The organism is Banduia mediterranea (assembly GCF_031846245.1).
Taxonomy (GTDB): Bacteria; Pseudomonadota; Gammaproteobacteria; order Nevskiales; family Nevskiaceae; genus Banduia; species Banduia mediterranea.
In genome coordinates, this window is the sequence record NZ_JAVRIC010000001.1 from 19,565 (window position 1) to 35,666 (window position 16,102).

The window sequence follows — 16,102 nt, forward strand, 5'->3', positions numbered from 1 at the left end:
CCTCCGGCGTGGTGCCCGCATCCGCGTCACGATCTCGCGTGTAAGCTTCGCCAGCCCCGTGCCCCCGAACAAGGAGAATTCCAATGACCGTTGTTCCTACATCCGCCACATCGTTGCGATTCGTCCTGACCCTGGCGGTCGCCGCCCTGTGTCTGAGCCCGGCGCTCGCACTGGCGCAGAATCCGCCGCCGATGCCCCCCCGCGCGATCTCGGTTTCCGGCAACGGTTCGGTACACACCCAGCCCGACCAGGCTTCCGTGAGCATGGCCGTGGACATCGTGGACGCGAAACTGGACACGGCGGAGGCCTCGGTCAGCCGCAGCGTTCGCGATTTTCTGGCGGCGGCGCGCAAGCTCGGCATCAGCGACAAGGATCTCGCCAGCGGCGCGGTCAGCGTGCGGCCCGAGTACGTCTGGGACGAGGAAACGCGCAAGCAGAAAATGGTCGGCTATCGCGTGCGCCGCGGCATCGTGGTCTCGCTCAAGGAGTTGGGCAAGCTCGGCGATCTGCTGCAAGCCGCCACCGGCGCCGGCATCAACGAGATTTCCCCGCCGACGCTGGAATCCTCGCGCGCCAAGTCGCTGCAGCGCGAAGCCCTGGTCAAGGCCACGCAGGACGCGCAGGAAAAGGCCGCGCTGCTCGCCAAGACCCTGGGCGTGGCGCTTGGACCGGTGCTTAGGCTGTCGGCGGACGACGGCATGAGCGCACCGCCCGTGCCGATGATGAAGGCTTCGCGGATGGTCGCGGACTCGGCCGAAAGCGGCAATTCCGGCATGGGCATCTCCACCGGCGAGATCGAGTTCCAGGCCAACGTGCACGCGGAGTTCGAACTCCAGCCGTAGGAGCCAGGCCGCGGCGGACCCGATCGAGCATGGCGCCTTTCGGCACAGGCGCCGCAGTGCCATAATCCGTCGCTTTCTCCGCAGCAAGGGGCAGATCCAAGGTGGCCGAAAGCAAGGCGTTGGTTGGCGTGATCATGGGCTCGCGCTCCGATTGGGAGACGATGTCGCACGCCACCGAGATACTCGATCGGCTGCAGCTGCCCTATGAAGCCGAGGTGGTGTCTGCGCACCGCACGCCGGATCGTCTGTTCGAATACGCGCAGACAGCCCAGGCGCGCGGGCTGCGCGTGATCATTGCCGGCGCCGGCGGCGCCGCGCATCTGCCCGGCATGACGGCCGCCAAGACCATGCTTCCGGTCCTCGGCGTGCCGGTACAGTCCAAGGCACTGTCGGGCATGGATTCGCTGCTGTCGATCGTGCAGATGCCAGCCGGTATTCCGGTGGCCAGCTTTGCGATCGGCCGCGCCGGCGCGGTCAATGCCGCGCTGTTCGCCGCCGCGATGCTGGCCACCGGCGACACCGCTTTGGCGCAGCGCCTGCAACAATTTCGGGACGCGCAGACCCAAGACGTGCTCGACGCAGCGCAGCTGCCGTGAAGATCGGGATTCTCGGCGCCGGCCAGCTGGGACGCATGCTGGCCCTGGCAGGCTATCCACTGGATCTCGAATTCACGTTCCTCGATCCGGCCACGGATGCCTGCGCCGCTCCGCTGGGCACGCACCTGCACGCGGACTACGAGGACGAATCCGCACTCGCCCGTTTCTGCGAACAGATCGATGTGGCGACCTACGAATTCGAGAACGTGCCGGCCTTCACCGCCGGCTTCGTCGGCGGCCTCAAGCCGCTGATGCCGCATCCTCGTGCGCTGATCGCCGCTCAGGACCGCTGCTCGGAAAAGCAGCTGTTCACCTCCTTGGGCATTCCGGTTGCCGGCAATGTCTCGGTGGGCAGCCTGGAACAGTTGCGCGCCGCGACCCGGGACATCGGTACGCCCGGCATCGTCAAGACACGGCGCTTCGGCTACGACGGCAAGGGCCAGAAGATCATTCGCGGTGAAGCCGATGTCGCCGCCGCCTGGGAATCACTCGGCTCCCGTCCGCTGATCTACGAAGCCTTCGTCGACTATCAGCGCGAGGTCTCGATGATCGGCGTGCGCGCCGCCGACGGTACCACCGCCTTCTATCCGCTGAGCGAGAACGTGCACCGCGACGGCATTCTGCGTGTTTCCACCCCCAGAGCGCACGACGCGCTGCAGGCCCTGGCCGAGGACTACACGCTGCGCGTGCTGGAACATCTGGACTACGTGGGCGTGATGGCCTTCGAGTTCTTCGTGGTCGGCGATGAGCTGTACGCGAACGAAATTGCACCGCGGGTACACAACTCGGGGCATTGGACGATGGACGGCGCGGTCTGTTCGCAGTTCGAGAACCATCTGCGCGCGATCGCCGGGCTGCCTCTGGGCGAAACCCGCCTGCGCGCACCCTGCGCAATGATCAATTTCATCGGCGAGGTTCCGCCCACGGAACAGCTGCTGGCGATTCCGGAACTGCATCTGCACCTCTACGGAAAGACCCCGAAGCCACTGCGCAAGGTCGGCCACGCCAATATCATGGCGCCGGATCATCGAACGCTGCAGGATCGTGTGGCCGCCGTCGAACGGCTCTGCTTGAGCTGAGCGGCGGCGCGGCGCGCTTCAGTCCGGCTGCTGCAAGCGCTTGAGACTGCGCTGAGCTTCTTTCCAGAGCGCATCGTAGGCCAGGTTTGCCACGTGCAGGCCCGGCGCGTAGGTTGCCAGCGGCGCACGGTATTCGCCCATGCGTTCGACCATCGAGGAGTACGGAATCGAGGTTCGACAGGCACCGGCCATCGCAGGCGGGGGATGGTCGAGCAATTCGTTGTGGAGATGACGACGACGGTCGACCATCGAGTAGAACGGCTTGAGCTTGGTCTCGTCCAGGTTCTTGCTGCGGAAGTATTCACGCAGCTGTTCCAGCGCCCGTACCGACAGATGCGTCGGCACCACCGGCACCAGAATCAGGTCCGAGGCTTCGAAAATTGCCTCGGCGAGGTGCGAGATCGTCGGCGGACAGTCCAGCACGACCAGCTGGTACTGCTCCGAGAACGGCTTGAGCAGGCGGCTCAGGACCTGACGCGGCCGGTCCGCCTTCTTCATCAGCACGTCCAGCGAACGGAACGAGAAGTCGGCCGGAATCAGTGACAGCCGCTCGAAGGCCGTGGGCTGGACCAGCCGGCCCACCGGCGTGGAACCGTCGATCAGCTTGCGCGCCTTGGCAGCGGTCTCTTCGGCTTCCAGATACCAGCTGGCGGCACCCTGGGCATCCAGATCGAACAACAGGGTGTGCAGGCCGGATGCGGCGGCGAGACAGGCCATGTTGACGGCGGCGGCGGTCTTGCCGACACCTCCCTTGAGGTTGTACAGCGCGAGCGTTTGCATCGTCATTGGTCGGATTTTAAGGGACGCCGATCGAGCGGCTCAGGATGCAAAAGGTACATGATCACGGGCGAACGCGATGCCGAGCGTTCCAGGAACACGGCGCGAATCTGCTCGGCGCTATAGGACAGCATTTCGTTACCGAGACGGATGCTGATCGGCAGTATTCGAATGCCGTGCTGTCGAATGAACTCCTGCGGCAAATCACAGCTGGCGTCCGCCACGATTCCTATGCGCATCTGGTTCTTTCCTCCCGATCTTGTTCTTGAACATCTCGGCGACGCGAAACACAGATCATCCCTGGAGATCATCCCTGGCGCTGCAACGACCGGCGGAATCGAGACGACCCGATTTTCCCGGCTTGCCGCAGCCGTGCCGGCACCGCAGAGTACCGCTGTCCAGAATGCTCAAGGGGAAGCCCCGGATGGAATTCCAAGCACGCTCGCGGTCGCCTGCCGCCCGGCGATTTTGCATGCTGCTGCTGCTTGCCATATCGCCGTCGGCCTGGTGCCTGTCCGCGGCCACGGCCCTGCACGAGGCCGACATCACCACGCTGCAAGCGGAAATGGACGCCGGGCGGCTCAGCTCGCATGAACTGGTCGAGCATTTCCTGCGACGCATCGACGCCTTGGACCGACACGGACCCACACTCAACAGCGTCATCGAACTGAATCCGGACGCCCTGACCATCGCCGATCGGCTGGACGCGGAGCGCCTCAAACACGGACCGCGCAGTGCGATGCACGGCATTCCGATCCTGCTCAAGGACAATATCGACACCGCAGACCGCATGCATACCAGCGCCGGTTCGCTGGCATTGATGAATGATCGGCCGAGTGAGGACGCGTCTATCGTGCAGCGGCTGCGCGACGCCGGTGCGGTCATTCTCGGCAAGACCAATCTCAGCGAATGGGCCAACTTCCGCTCATCGCGCTCGTCCAGCGGCTGGAGCGGTCGCGGCGGCCAGACGCTGAATCCCTACGATCCGGCGCGCAGCCCCTGCGGCTCCAGTTCAGGTTCCGGCGTGGCGGTCGCTGCCGGCTTCGCGGTCGTGGCAATCGGCACCGAAACCGATGGATCGATCGTCTGCCCCAGCAGCGTCAACGGCATCGTCGGAATCAAGCCAACGATCGGACTGGTGTCGCGTCGCGGCATCGTGCCGATCTCGGCCAGCCAGGACACTGCCGGCCCGATGGCGCGCAGCGTCGCCGACGCCGCCATTGTGCTCGCGGTGATTGCCGGCGCCGATGCCGAAGACCCAGCCACTGACGCTTTGAACGAGCGCTCGATTCCCGACTACCCGGCTTTGCTGAAAGACAGACAGGCACTGCGTGGCGCGCGCATCGGTGTTGCGCGCGATCTCGCCGGCTTTCACGAAGGTGTGGATGTCGTCTTCGAGCAGGCCATCGTCGCGCTGCGTGCCGCAGGCGCCGTGATCGTCGATCCGGCAAACCTCGAACTCGACGAAAGTCTTGGTGACGACGAATTTACCGTACTGCTCTACGAGTTCAAGGACGGCTTGGCGCACTACCTCGCCACACGCCCCGAGGCGCCGCAGGATCTGGGTGCGCTGATCGACTACAACCGTGCCCATCCGCAACAGGAGATGCCGTATTTCAGGCAAGAGCTGTTCCTGGCGGCGAACGAGAAAGCAAGCCTGGACTCGCCGGAGTATCTGAAAGCGAAGGAGCGCGCACAGCGTCTGGCGGGGCCGGACGGTATCGATGCCGCGATCCGCAGGCACCGGCTCGATGCCCTGATCGCACCCACGGTGGGCGCCGCTTGGACGATCGATTTGGTCAACGGCGATCACTACCCCGGCGGCAACGCATCGACGGCGCCGGCTGTATCCGGCTACCCGCACATCACCGTGCCAGCGGGCTATCTGCACGGCCTGCCGGTCGGTGTCAGCTTTTTCGGACCCGCCTGGAGCGAGCCCTCGCTACTGCAGTTTGCGAATGACTACGAGCACAAGACAAACATCCGGCAAACACCGATGTTGCCGGGTCCGGCTCCGTAACGAAGTGATCGCGCACGAACTTGTCTGTTTCTCGCGCAAAGGCGCAGGAATAAGAATAGTGTCGTGACTCAGCCTTGGGTCTTGGCAGCCTTCACGCGAGACCGAACGCCACGGCTTTTCCGGAGCGAAGCAAAGGCAAACGTGTCGGCTGAAACCGAGGTTTAACGCCTATCAGACGTCCAGATTACCCACCAACAGCGCGTACTTCTCAATGAACTCGCGACGCGGTTCGACGTGTTCGCCCATCAGCGTGGTGAACATCTGGTCGGCCGCCACCGCGTCTTCGATCTTGACCTGCACCAGGCGGCGTTGCTTGGGGTCGAGTGTGGTCTCGCGCAGCTGCTCGGGATTCATCTCGCCCAGACCCTTATAGCGCTGAATGCTGAGCCCGCGCCGCGCTTCCACCAGCAGCCATTCGTAGGCTTCGGCGAACGTGGCGACATTCTTGCTGCGCTCGCCACGCTGTATCGTCGCGCCCTCACCGATCAACGCCATGAATTCACGCTGTTGTTCGGCGATCCGCCGATATTCCGCACCAGCGAAGAACTCCGGCGTGAAATTGATGGTATGCGTCAGGCCATGGGTCAGACGGGTCACACTGACCGCCGGCCCGTTCTGATCGGCCCGCGTTTCGACCTTGAAGCTGCCCCGTTCCCGGCCGCGGTCATTGAGCCAGGCAGCGAGCTTTTCGCCCCAGGCTGGCAGTTCGCCATAGGCTTCCGGCAGCGGCGCATTGGCTCGAATCGCTTCAAGCTGGAAAAGATCGTAACGACGCGCGATCTTCGACAACATATTGTTTATATTTGAATATTCGCTTACGAGCCGAAGCAGTTCGTCGGCCTCGACCGCCTCGGCACCGCCGCGCGCGATCAACTTGCTGTTGTTCAGCGCAGCCCGCATCAGGAAGTCCGACAGTTCTTCATCGTCCTTCACATAGGCTTCGCTCTTGCCGGATTTGAGCTTGTACAGCGGCGGCTGCGCAATGTAGATGTGTCCGCCTTCAATCAGGCTGTACATGTGCCGATAAAAGAAGGTCAGCAGCAGCGTCCTGATATGTGCACCGTCCACGTCGGCGTCGGTCATGATGATGATGCGGTGATAGCGCAGCTTTTCCGGCTTCATCTCGTCGGCACCGATGCCGCAACCCAGCGCGGTAATCAGCGTCCCGACTTCGACCGATGACAGCATTTTTTCCAGACGTGCTTTTTCCACGTTCAGAATCTTGCCTTTCAAAGGCAGAATCGCCTGAAAATGACGGTCGCGACCCTGCTTGGCAGAACCGCCTGCGGAATCGCCCTCGACCAGGAACAGTTCCGACTTGGCTGGGTCCTTCTCCTGGCAGTCTGCAAGCTTGCCGGGCAGTCCGGCAATATCGAGCACGGACTTGCGTCGGTTGAGTTCTTTGGCCTTGCGCGCCGCTTCACGCGCGCGTGCGGCTTCGACAACCTTGCCACCAATGATCTTGGCGTGGCGCGGGTTCTCAAGCAGAAATTCCTTGAGTTTGTCGGTCACCACATTGGCGACGATCGGCGTCACTTCGCTGGATACCAACTTTTCCTTGGTTTGCGACGAGAACTTGGGATCACGCACCTTGACCGACAACACCGCCGTCAGGCCCTCACGCGTGTCCTCACCGATCATCGTCACCTTCTCGCGTTTGGCCAATCCCTCGCTTTCGAGGTAATCACCCAAAGTGCGCGTCAAGGCATTGCGAAAACCGGTCAAATGAGAACCGCCGTCCTTCTGCGGAATGTTGTTCGTAAAGCAGAAGACGTTCTCCTGATAGGAATCGTTCCACTGAAGCGCGCATTCGACCCGTGTTCCGTCATGATCCACGTCCACGTAAATGATGGAATCGTGCGCCGGCGTCTTGTTGCGATTCAGGTATTCGACAAAGGCCGCAATTCCTCCCTTGTATTCGAAGACGTCTTCCCGCAGCTCGTCGCGTTCGTCGCGCAGAACAATGCGAACACCCGAATTCAGGAACGACAGCTCGCGTAGCCGCCGGGCCAGGATCTCATAATGGAATTCGATGTTGGTGAAAACAGCCTTGCTGGGAAAGAACCGCACGCTCGAACCACGCTTGTCCGTAGCCTCGCCTCTTGCCATCGGCTCGAGCGGAACACCTTCCCGGTACTCTTGATGGTGATGATAGCCGTCGCGATAAATGTCCAGGCGCAGATTTTCGGAAAGCGCATTGACGACGGACACACCCACGCCATGCAAACCACCAGAGACCTTGTATCCGCTGCCGCCGAACTTACCGCCGGCATGCAACACCGTCATGATGACTTCTGCGGCGGATCGCCCTTCCTCCTCATGCACATCGACAGGAATGCCACGACCATTGTCCGTGACCAGCACGCTGCCCCCCGCCTGCAAAACCACTAGAATCTCGGTGCAATAACCAGCAAGTGCCTCGTCGATTGAATTATCGACGACCTCGAAGACCATGTGATGCAGGCCGGTACCGTCATCGGTATCACCGATATACATGCCAGGGCGCTGGCGAACAGCTTCCAGTCCCTTGAGAACCCGGATGCTGCGAGAGTCGTATGTGTTGTCGTTGGAGGTCATAAAAAGCGGGCACGTTAAAGCGTCGATTATACCCCAGGCAGCCCAGCCCCCGCCGATCAAGCGGGGAAGCCCCGTTTGATGTTCCCAGGCCGGCGATCAATCGTCTCGGGAACGAACCTGCCCTTGTTCCACGTGGAACAGTGTGCCGCCGAGCAATGCCTGCAAACCCGGATCGATCTGCAAGGCCGTAATAAAAAGCTGACCTTCATAAGTCTTGAGAACGTCGACAAAGCGACTTTGGAATTCCGCCCCAAGTTCGGCTGGGAGGTCATCGATCAACAGTATCGGGGGTGCACCACGTTCGATCCGGATCAATTCGGCCTGTGCCAGCACCAGGGCCGCGATCAGCATCTTTTGCTGTCCGCGGCTCACATGATTGCGAACGCTGTGTTCACCGAAGCGAATCCGAAGTTCGGCGCGATGCGGCCCTTCAACGGTTTGCCGCATTCGTCGGTCACGATCGCGGCCGGCATCCAGGGCCTCAGCGAAGCCGAGTTCCCGACGCCACCCTTGCTGAAGCTCGACGGTCCACCGTTCAATCCCGAGCAGGCGTCCTACGTGGTGGTTCAATATTGGCCGCAAACGCTCAAGGTACGCCTTGCGCAGCTCGGCAACCTGCACTGCGGAGTTGATGAGATCATTGTCCCAAGCGCGCAGCAGCCGGTCGCTGGCGCTTTGTCGCAAGGCCTGGTTTCGTTGTCGCAACGCGCGCTCGTAGGTCCGCCACACCTTCAAGAAGCGATGTTCCACGTGGAACACGCCCCAATCCAGGTATCGCCGACGATAGCCCGGCCCGTCTTCCAGTAACCGATGCTGCGCTGGATCAATCACCTGAATCGGCAGGCGCTCCACAAGCTCCGCTCGCTTGGCCTCATGCGAATCGATGTGAACAGATGTTTGACCGTTCTGCCAGCGCATCAGCATCGCTGAACCGGGCGTACCATCATCTGCGCTCTGGAGTCGGCCGCGCACGCCCCAATGCTGACCGGCAGGGCCGGCTAGCTCCCCAGCAGACGAGCCGCGAAACGAGCGTGCGCGTCCCAACACAAATATGCTTTCCAGCAGGCTGGTCTTCCCTGCCGCATTGGCGCCCACAAAAAGATTGAGCCGCGCATGCGGCTCAATCGAATACTTTTCCAGACAGCGGAAATTCTGAGCCGCCAGGGCACTTAACCACATTGCCTGACCGGTGATCAGAGACGCATCGGCATCACGACGTAACGGCAGTCACCATCGCTGCTCTCCTGAATCAGGCCGCTACTATCGGCAGATTTAAGGTCCATGATGAAATCGTCTGTATCCATTACGCCCAGCGCATCCAGCAAATAAACCACATTGAAGCCGATCTCCAGGGGCGCACCGCTGTAGTCGACTTCCAATTCTTCCTCGGCTTCTTCGTGCTCCGGGTTATGGGTCTGCAAGCTGAGCTTATTGTTCTCAAGCTGCAGCCGAACGCCACGAAACTTCTCGTTGGCGAGAATCGCGGCACGACCCAGCGCCTGCCGCATGCGTTCACGGTTGGCCGTGAGCCGCTTGTCGCCACCTTCTGGAACCACGCGTTCATAGTCTGGAAAACGACCGTCGATCAACTTGGAGGTCAATCGAATCGTGTCGACATCAGCCTGGAACTGTCCGTCGCCGATACGCATCTGCACGATCTCGTCACTGCTTTCGAGTAAACGCTGCAATTCAAGCACGGTCTTGCGCGGCAGGATCACTTGCAGGTCATCACTGAAACCCGTGTCCATCATCACTTCGCTCATCGCCAGGCGATGACCATCCGTAGCCACGGCGCGAACTCGCTTGGGGCTGATGTGCAGAAGCAAACCGTTGAGGTAGTAACGAACGTCCTGGGCCGCCATGGCGAACTGCGTGCGATCAATCAAACGCCGCAACGCCTTCTGGGACATGGTCAGTGATTGACCACCTTCTGCAATTCCGAACGCTGGAAACTCTTCCGCTCTCAGGGTGGCGAGCGTAAAGCGACTTCGACCTGATTTGAGGATCGCCTTATCCGCGCTGGCGTCAATCGTTATCTCCGCGCCTTCAGGAAGACCTCTGCAAATATCATTGAGCTTGCGCGCTGGAATCGTGGTTTTCCCCGGTTGGACTGTGCGTACACGGGCGCGACTGACCAGTTCCAGTTCCAGGTCGGTACCTGTGACAACAAGATCTTCTTCCCCGACATCAAAAAGCAGATTGGAGAGCACAGGCAAGGTCTGCCGCCGTTCGACAACGCCAATCACTGACTGCAGTGAACTCAGCAATTCGTTTCGCCCTACTTCGAGCTTCATGTGTGTTCCTGTTCGCTTAATAAATATCTTTTTATCTTGTAAGGAAAGACAGTGATGATTAGCCCGCTGCCTCTGCCCTGCAAAACAAGAATAAAAGTATAAACAACAACGGCTTACTTCATTCAAAAACTGTGTATAGCCAGCCTGCTCTAGGCTTGTGCCGGCTGTGCATAAGTTGTGTGCCGCATGGGCCTTTCAACTTGTGCATCGGTTTGTTCACACCCTTGTGCCCAAGCTTATCCCTAGCCCGTAGGCGTTGCGAGCCTGCGTCGATCGAGGCACGGGAACCGCCGGCACGAACCTAGCCACCGAGCTGCCGAACCAGATTCTCCCAATCCTCACGCATGCGGATATCTTCGTCCTTCAGTTGCTTGATTCTGCGGCAGGCGTGGAGCACGGTCGTATGGTCTTTGCTGAAGGATTCACCAATTTCCGGAAGGCTGTGCTGGGTCAGTTCCTTGCACAGCGCCATGGCCATTTGCCGTGGCCGGGCAAGTCCACGGTTACGCCGGACGGATGCCAGATCGGCAACACGAATCTTGTAATAGCTCGCCACGGTGCGCTTGATGTTGTCCATCGTGATCATCCGCTCGTAGGACGAGAAGATGTCATTGAGCGTTTCACGAGCGAAGTCTTCGGTGATGTCGCGACCCAGAAAGCGCGAACTGGCGGCGAGCCGGTTGAGCGCACCTTCTAGCTCTCGCACATTGGACCGGACCCGCTGTGCCACGAAGAATGCCACCTTTTCCGGAAGCGGCAATCCCAGGCCCTCGGCCTTCGACAGCAGGATCGCGACCCGCGTCTCCAGCTCAGGCGGTTCCACTGGCACCGTGAGACCCCAGGTGAAGCGCGACTTGAGACGCATGTCGAGCCCGTCGAGTTCGGCCGGATAGCGATCGCAGGTCATCACCATTTGCTGACGACCGTCCAGCAACTCATTGAAAGTATGAAAAAATTCTTCCTGAGAACCGGCCTTTCCGACCAGGAAATGAATGTCGTCGATGAGCAGAGCATCGACCGAGCGGTAGTTTTCCTTGAACGTTTCCGTGGTACCGCCGCGTATCGCCGAAATCATGTCGCGCACGAATTTTTCGGCACCCACATAGAGCACACGCGCCGCTGGATTACGGTCGATCACGAAGTTCCCGATCGCGTGCATCAGGTGGGTCTTGCCGAGACCGGATTCACCATAGATCAACAAGGGATTGAAACGGGCGCCCGGGGCCTCGGCGACCTGCTCCGCCGCGGCGCGACCCTGCGCATTCGATTTCCCCTGGATGAAGCTGGCGAAGGTGTAGCGTGCATCGACGCGGCCGACATAACGTGGCGCGGTGGACGGATCTTCCGTGCTCGGGGCCGGGTTGTTCTGCGGACCCTCGGTGGATCCCGAAACGGCGAGTTCGACCTGTGGCGCATCGTCGCCACCGACCCGCGACACTGTCAGCCGAATCACCGTCAGATAGTGCTCGCTGACGCGAGCCATCACCACCGGATTGGGTGCGAGCAGCAGCAGGCGCTCGCCATCGGCAACGGCACGCAAGGGCCGGATCCAGGTGGACAGTTCGCGATCCGAAAGTTCGCCTTCCAGACGCGTGAGACAATGACTCCATAACGCAGCCGACACAGCAGGCTCCGGGGCGATTCACGCATGGGAATGGCCGAGCAGTCTAATCCTTGATGGCTACGCTTATCCACAAGCATCCGACGACCGAGTTGCCACCTCGTTTCCCGACCTGAATTTTGGGCCAAACCGTGACCTTGCCGTGCTCTGGCTTAAGCGCTAAACTCCGCGACCTTTTTGACCCAACCCAACCGGGGCAGTGCCATGAAACGCACTTTTCAACCGAAAAATCTGCGCCGCAAGCGCACCCACGGCTTTCGAGCCCGTATGAGCACCCCAGGCGGTCGCTCGGTGCTTGCGCGCCGTCGTGCCAAAGGCCGTCAGCGGCTGATTCCGTAAGCCGATTCTTCCAGTCCAGGCCTGCGCGCCGCGTGCAGCGGTTCACACCGCAAAGCCGCCTGCGCAAGCCCGCTGAGTTCAAAGCGGTGTTTGCGGCCGGCAAGCGGTTCTCGGGACAACATCTCGGGGCCGTGATCAGCGATTGCCCAGGACAGGAGCCGCGGCTGGGTCTGGCGATCGCCAAGCGAGCCGTGCCGCATGCGGTCGACCGCAACCGGATCAAGCGTCAGATTCGCGAAAGCTTTCGCGTGAATCGCAGCCGCCTGCCGCAGGTCGATGTCGTATTCAAAGCGCGCAATGGCGCGGCCCAGGCCGAGAACGCACAGCTGCGGGCCGAGCTCGAACAGCTTTGGAAGCGGGTACGCGAGCGATGGGGCATTTGTTGATCGGCCTGATTCGTTTCTACCAGCGGTGGATCAGCCCGCTGCTGGGTCCTCACTGCCGCTTTCACCCCACCTGTTCCCAATATGCGATCGAAGCCATCCGCCGTTATGGAATGTTCCGTGGTGGCTGGCTGTCCTTGCGGCGAATCAGCCGCTGCCATCCGTTGAACCCGGGTGGTCACGACCCGGTTCCGACCGAATAAAGCACCTGCAATGGAAAATCGTCGTTTCTTCCTGATCTGCGTCGTTGGCGTCATCCTGTTCTTCATCTATCAGGCCTGGAAGGAGGATCACGCCGAGCCGTCGTCGATCATCAGCGAGCAGACACCGCAGACGGATGCTTCGGATGTGGTGGCACCGCCGGCGCAGAGCGGCGACGTCCCCAGCATCGAGGGTCCGGCGGATTCGACACCGACCGCGAGGCCGGCCGGGAATGCCCGGGTTCGAATCGATACGGACGTATATCGCGGCGAAATATCCTTGGCAGGCGGTGATCTGCATAGACTGGAGCTGAAAGCGTACGCGGCGGTCAAACAGCGTGAGGACATACCGGTGTCCTTGCTGGACGATCGCGGTGATCGTCTTTTCGTCGTTCAGAGCGGCCTCCTGGGACAAGGCGAGGCGCTGGTGTCGCAGTACACCGACTATCGGGCGTCGCAGACCGAATACGCCTTGGGCAAAGGCCAGGACCAGGTCGATGTCAGTCTCGAAGCCTCGCCGGCTCCGGGCGTAACCGTAACCAAGACCTACCACTTTCAGCGTGGCAGCTATGAGATTGGCCTGAGCCAGAAGGTCGTCAATACGGGCACGCAGGCCTTGCAGCTGAGCCCGTACGTACAGCTGCACCGCACCGAGTTCAAGCTCGGCGAGGAACCGCCTTTCGTCCGGACCTTCAGTGGTTACGGTATCTACGAGCAGAAAGCCGGCAGCAATGATTACCGGTTCCGCAAGACCGCGATGAACGACATCGCCGAGGAACCGATCGAGCTCAAGCAGACCGGCGGTTGGCTGGCAATGATGCAGCACTACTTCCTCACCGCGGTGATACCGCCGGAAAAGGAAGAACTGCGCTTCATCGCCCGCCCCAGCAAGACGCGGGGCTATCTCGGCCAGTACATCGGCGCCTACCACGTGGTGCCGGCCGGCGGCGAACAGGTATTCGAGAGCAAGCTCTATGCGGGCCCGACCTTGCAGCATGGTCTGGCGAGCAGCGACGACGCGGATGCCGGCTTTTTTGCACTGGACGGTCTGGAGAACATCGCGCCGGGTCTGGAGCTGACGGTGGATTACGGTCTGCTCACGCCGATCTCGGAGCCGCTGTTCTGGATCCTGCAGAAATTCCACGCCCTGACCGGAAACTGGGGCATCGCCATCATTCTGCTGACCTTGCTGATCAAGGGCGCAATGTTCAAGCTGTCCGAGGCGCAGTACCGCTCGATGGCGAAGATGCGCAAGTTCGCGCCGAAGATCCAGGACATCAAGGAGCGCTACGGCGACGATCGCGAGCGTCAGCAAAAAGCGATGATGGATCTGTACAAGAAGGAAGGCTTCAACCCGCTCGGTGGCTGCTGGCCGATGCTGGTGCAGTTCCCGGTGTTCATTTCGCTGTACTGGGTGCTGCTGCAGTCGGTGGAACTGCGTCAGGCCGACTTCATGTTGTGGATCAATGACTTGTCGGCCAAGGATCCCTACTACGTATTGCCGGTTCTGTTCGGCATCAGCATGTGGGCCCAGCAGAAACTGTCCGGCAATGCAATGACCATGGACCCGATGCAGAAGCGCATCATGAGCGCCATGCCGATCGCCATGGGCGCCTTCTTCACGCTGTTCCCGGCGGGTCTGGTGCTCTACTGGTTCTTCAGCAATCTCGTCAGCATCATCCAGCAATGGCTGATCAATCGAAAGCTCGACAAGGAAGGTCTCGGCAAAGCCTCCAACTGAGGCCGCCGCGGAGCCGCGCATGAGTGGCGGCGATGACACCATCGTCGCCATCGCTACGGCTGCCGGCCGCGGTGCGGTCGGCATCCTGCGCTTGTCCGGCGGCGATGCCTTCGCCATCGCCGAGCATCTGGCCGGCAGCTTGCCAGCCCCACGCCAGGCCCGCCTGCGCTCGCTGCGCGGCTCCGACGGCGAGATCATCGACCAGGGTCTGGTGCTGTGTTTTCGCGGGCCGAATTCCTTCACCGGCGAAGACGTGGTCGAATTGCAGGGCCACGGCGGCCCGGTTCTGCTTGAAGTCTTGCAGCGTGCCGCCGTCAGTGCCGGCGCCCGCCGCGCCCGGCCCGGCGAATTCAGCGAACGTGCCTTTCTCAACGGCCGCGTCGACCTGGCCCAGGCCGAAGCGATCGCCGATCTCATCAATGCCCAGACCGAGCAGGCCGCGCGTGCCGCACAGCGCTCGCTGGAAGGCGCCTTCTCGCGCCGCATACAGGCACTGCTGGACGCCCTGATCGGAATCCGAGTCTTCGTCGAAGGCGCACTCGATTTCTCGGACGAGGACATCGACTGGCTCTCGGACGAGGGTCTGCATCAGCGCATTGCGGAACTCGATGTGGCGATCGAACAATTGCTGCGCGAGGCCGAGCGTGCCAGTCGCCTGCGCGACGGCCTGGTTGTGGTACTGGCGGGCCAGCCCAACGTCGGCAAATCCACGCTGCTGAACCGGCTGGCCGGTCGCGAAGCGGCCATCGTCACCGAGGTCGCCGGCACCACACGAGATGTGCTGCGCGAGGACATCGCCATAGACGGCATGCCGCTGACGATCGTCGATACCGCCGGTCTGCGTGAATCCGACGATCCGGTCGAACGCGAAGGCATACGCCGCGCCTGGGCCGCCGTGGAGCAGGCCGAACTCCTGTTGTTCCTGGTGGATGATCGCGACACCCGGAGCCCGGCCGATACCGCCCTGCTGGAAAAGCTGCCGGACGCCATCCCGCGTCTGCAGATTCGGAATAAATGCGATCTCAGCGGTGCGGCGCCCGGGGCATTTGAAGGCGGCGTACGGATTTGCGCGCGCAGCGGCGCCGGCATCGAAGCCCTGATCTCGGCGATGCGCGAGGTTGCCGGCATTGCCGAAAGTGGAGAAAGCGCGTTCTCTGCGCGCGCACGTCACGTCGAGGCACTGCGCCTGACCGCACAACAGCTACGCGTCGCCGCCGCCACACTGGCCGCAGGCAGCGGTGCCGAACTCGCCGCCGAGGATCTGCGCCTGGCGCAAAAGGCGCTGTCGCAGATCACCGGCAGCTTCGGCAGCGACGAGCTGCTGGGACATATCTTCAGCAGTTTCTGCATCGGCAAATAATCTCAGTCCGGTGCGATTGACCTCGCCGTGACGATGATTTGCGCTTTCGGCGACACGTGATAAGTCACTGTGGGACGGAAGTGGGCGCCCACGCCGTCGGTCAACGTGACCAAAACAGCCAAACTGACAGTGCTACGACGCGCCGGTTTGGCCGCCTTGTGGGAGCAAGTGGGTCTCTCCTTGCATATTCCTGGCGCTTGTTGAGCTGTGAACTTGGAGTATTTGGCCGATCAGCGGTGGTCCGGACTTCGACCGCAGGCCGGTGCGTGCTGC

The 16,102-nt window shown here is 61.4% G+C and carries 15 protein-coding genes; 9 read left to right on the forward strand and 6 right to left on the reverse strand.

Annotated elements, in window-relative coordinates; all coding sequences use genetic code 11:
• Nucleotides 1–83 precede the first annotated feature (83 nt).
• The 3 genes from RM530_RS00105 to RM530_RS00115 all read left to right on the forward strand — a co-directional run bounded on the left by RM530_RS00105 (nucleotide 84) and on the right by RM530_RS00115 (nucleotide 2,517).
• The gene (locus tag RM530_RS00105) at nucleotides 84–842 is read left to right on the forward strand and encodes an SIMPL domain-containing protein (RefSeq protein WP_311363166.1); all 759 of its coding nucleotides are present in this window, start codon (nucleotides 84–86) and stop codon (nucleotides 840–842) included.
• Nucleotides 843–976: 134 nt separating this feature from the next.
• Nucleotides 977–1,438, forward strand: coding sequence for a 5-(carboxyamino)imidazole ribonucleotide mutase (gene purE, locus RM530_RS00110; RefSeq protein ID WP_311363423.1), 462 nt, complete (start codon nucleotides 977–979; stop codon nucleotides 1,436–1,438).
• The gene (locus RM530_RS00115) at nucleotides 1,435–2,517 is read left to right on the forward strand and encodes a 5-(carboxyamino)imidazole ribonucleotide synthase (RefSeq protein WP_311363167.1); all 1,083 of its coding nucleotides are present in this window, start codon (nucleotides 1,435–1,437) and stop codon (nucleotides 2,515–2,517) included. The genes purE and RM530_RS00115 overlap by 4 nt, the downstream gene beginning before the upstream one ends.
• A gap of 18 nt (nucleotides 2,518–2,535) precedes the next feature.
• Here the strand turns inward: RM530_RS00115 and RM530_RS00120 are convergent, their stop codons facing one another.
• Together RM530_RS00120 and RM530_RS00125 are read right to left on the reverse strand one after the other, a co-directional pair.
• Nucleotides 2,536–3,303: a ParA family protein gene (locus RM530_RS00120; protein ID WP_311363168.1), complete on the reverse strand. Its 768-nt coding sequence runs from the start codon at nucleotides 3,301–3,303 to the stop codon at nucleotides 2,536–2,538.
• Nucleotides 3,300–3,518: a DegV family protein gene (locus RM530_RS00125; RefSeq protein WP_311363169.1), complete on the reverse strand. Its 219-nt coding sequence runs from the start codon at nucleotides 3,516–3,518 to the stop codon at nucleotides 3,300–3,302. Before RM530_RS00125 ends, RM530_RS00120 begins: the two co-directional genes overlap by 4 nt.
• Nucleotides 3,519–3,766: 248 nt before the next feature.
• Between RM530_RS00125 and RM530_RS00130 the strand changes: the two genes are divergently transcribed.
• Nucleotides 3,767–5,314, forward strand: a complete 1,548-nt coding sequence (locus RM530_RS00130; RefSeq protein WP_311363170.1) for an amidase — start codon at nucleotides 3,767–3,769, stop codon at nucleotides 5,312–5,314.
• A gap of 171 nt (nucleotides 5,315–5,485) precedes the next feature.
• Here the strand turns inward: RM530_RS00130 and gyrB are convergent, their stop codons facing one another.
• The 4 genes from gyrB to dnaA all read right to left on the reverse strand — a co-directional run bounded on the left by gyrB (nucleotide 5,486) and on the right by dnaA (nucleotide 11,809).
• Nucleotides 5,486–7,891, reverse strand: coding sequence for a DNA topoisomerase (ATP-hydrolyzing) subunit B (gene gyrB, locus RM530_RS00135; RefSeq protein ID WP_349256132.1), 2,406 nt, complete (start codon nucleotides 7,889–7,891; stop codon nucleotides 5,486–5,488).
• Between the two features lie 96 nt (nucleotides 7,892–7,987).
• On the reverse strand, nucleotides 7,988–9,070 hold the full coding sequence (gene recF / locus RM530_RS00140; RefSeq protein WP_311363172.1) for a DNA replication/repair protein RecF: 1,083 nt from the start codon (nucleotides 9,068–9,070) through the stop codon (nucleotides 7,988–7,990).
• Nucleotides 9,071–9,084: 14 nt separating this feature from the next.
• Entirely contained in the window at nucleotides 9,085–10,185 is a 1,101-nt protein-coding gene (dnaN, locus tag RM530_RS00145; RefSeq protein WP_311363173.1) for a DNA polymerase III subunit beta, read from the reverse strand.
• Nucleotides 10,186–10,486: 301 nt separating this feature from the next.
• Entirely contained in the window at nucleotides 10,487–11,809 is a 1,323-nt protein-coding gene (dnaA, locus tag RM530_RS00150; protein WP_311363174.1) for a chromosomal replication initiator protein DnaA, read from the reverse strand.
• Between the two features lie 201 nt (nucleotides 11,810–12,010).
• Here dnaA and rpmH point away from each other — a divergent pair, with 201 nt between their 5' ends.
• From rpmH to mnmE, 5 genes are read left to right on the forward strand one after another with little or no spacing between them, the layout of a single operon-like run.
• Complete coding sequence (gene rpmH, locus RM530_RS00155) at nucleotides 12,011–12,145, forward strand: 50S ribosomal protein L34 (RefSeq protein ID WP_311363175.1); 135 nt, start codon at nucleotides 12,011–12,013, stop codon at nucleotides 12,143–12,145.
• 32 nt (nucleotides 12,146–12,177) lie between these two features.
• Nucleotides 12,178–12,531 (forward strand): ribonuclease P protein component, encoded by a 354-nt coding sequence (gene rnpA, locus RM530_RS00160; RefSeq protein WP_311363176.1) that lies wholly within the window; start codon nucleotides 12,178–12,180, stop codon nucleotides 12,529–12,531.
• Complete coding sequence (gene yidD, locus RM530_RS00165) at nucleotides 12,516–12,731, forward strand: membrane protein insertion efficiency factor YidD (RefSeq protein WP_311363177.1); 216 nt, start codon at nucleotides 12,516–12,518, stop codon at nucleotides 12,729–12,731. Before rnpA ends, yidD begins: the two co-directional genes overlap by 16 nt.
• A 10-nt stretch (nucleotides 12,732–12,741) precedes the next feature.
• Nucleotides 12,742–14,469, forward strand: coding sequence for a membrane protein insertase YidC (gene yidC / locus RM530_RS00170; protein WP_311363178.1), 1,728 nt, complete (start codon nucleotides 12,742–12,744; stop codon nucleotides 14,467–14,469).
• Between the two features lie 19 nt (nucleotides 14,470–14,488).
• Entirely contained in the window at nucleotides 14,489–15,829 is a 1,341-nt protein-coding gene (gene mnmE, locus RM530_RS00175) for a tRNA uridine-5-carboxymethylaminomethyl(34) synthesis GTPase MnmE (RefSeq protein ID WP_311363179.1), read from the forward strand.
• Nucleotides 15,830–16,102: the final 273 nt, after the last annotated feature.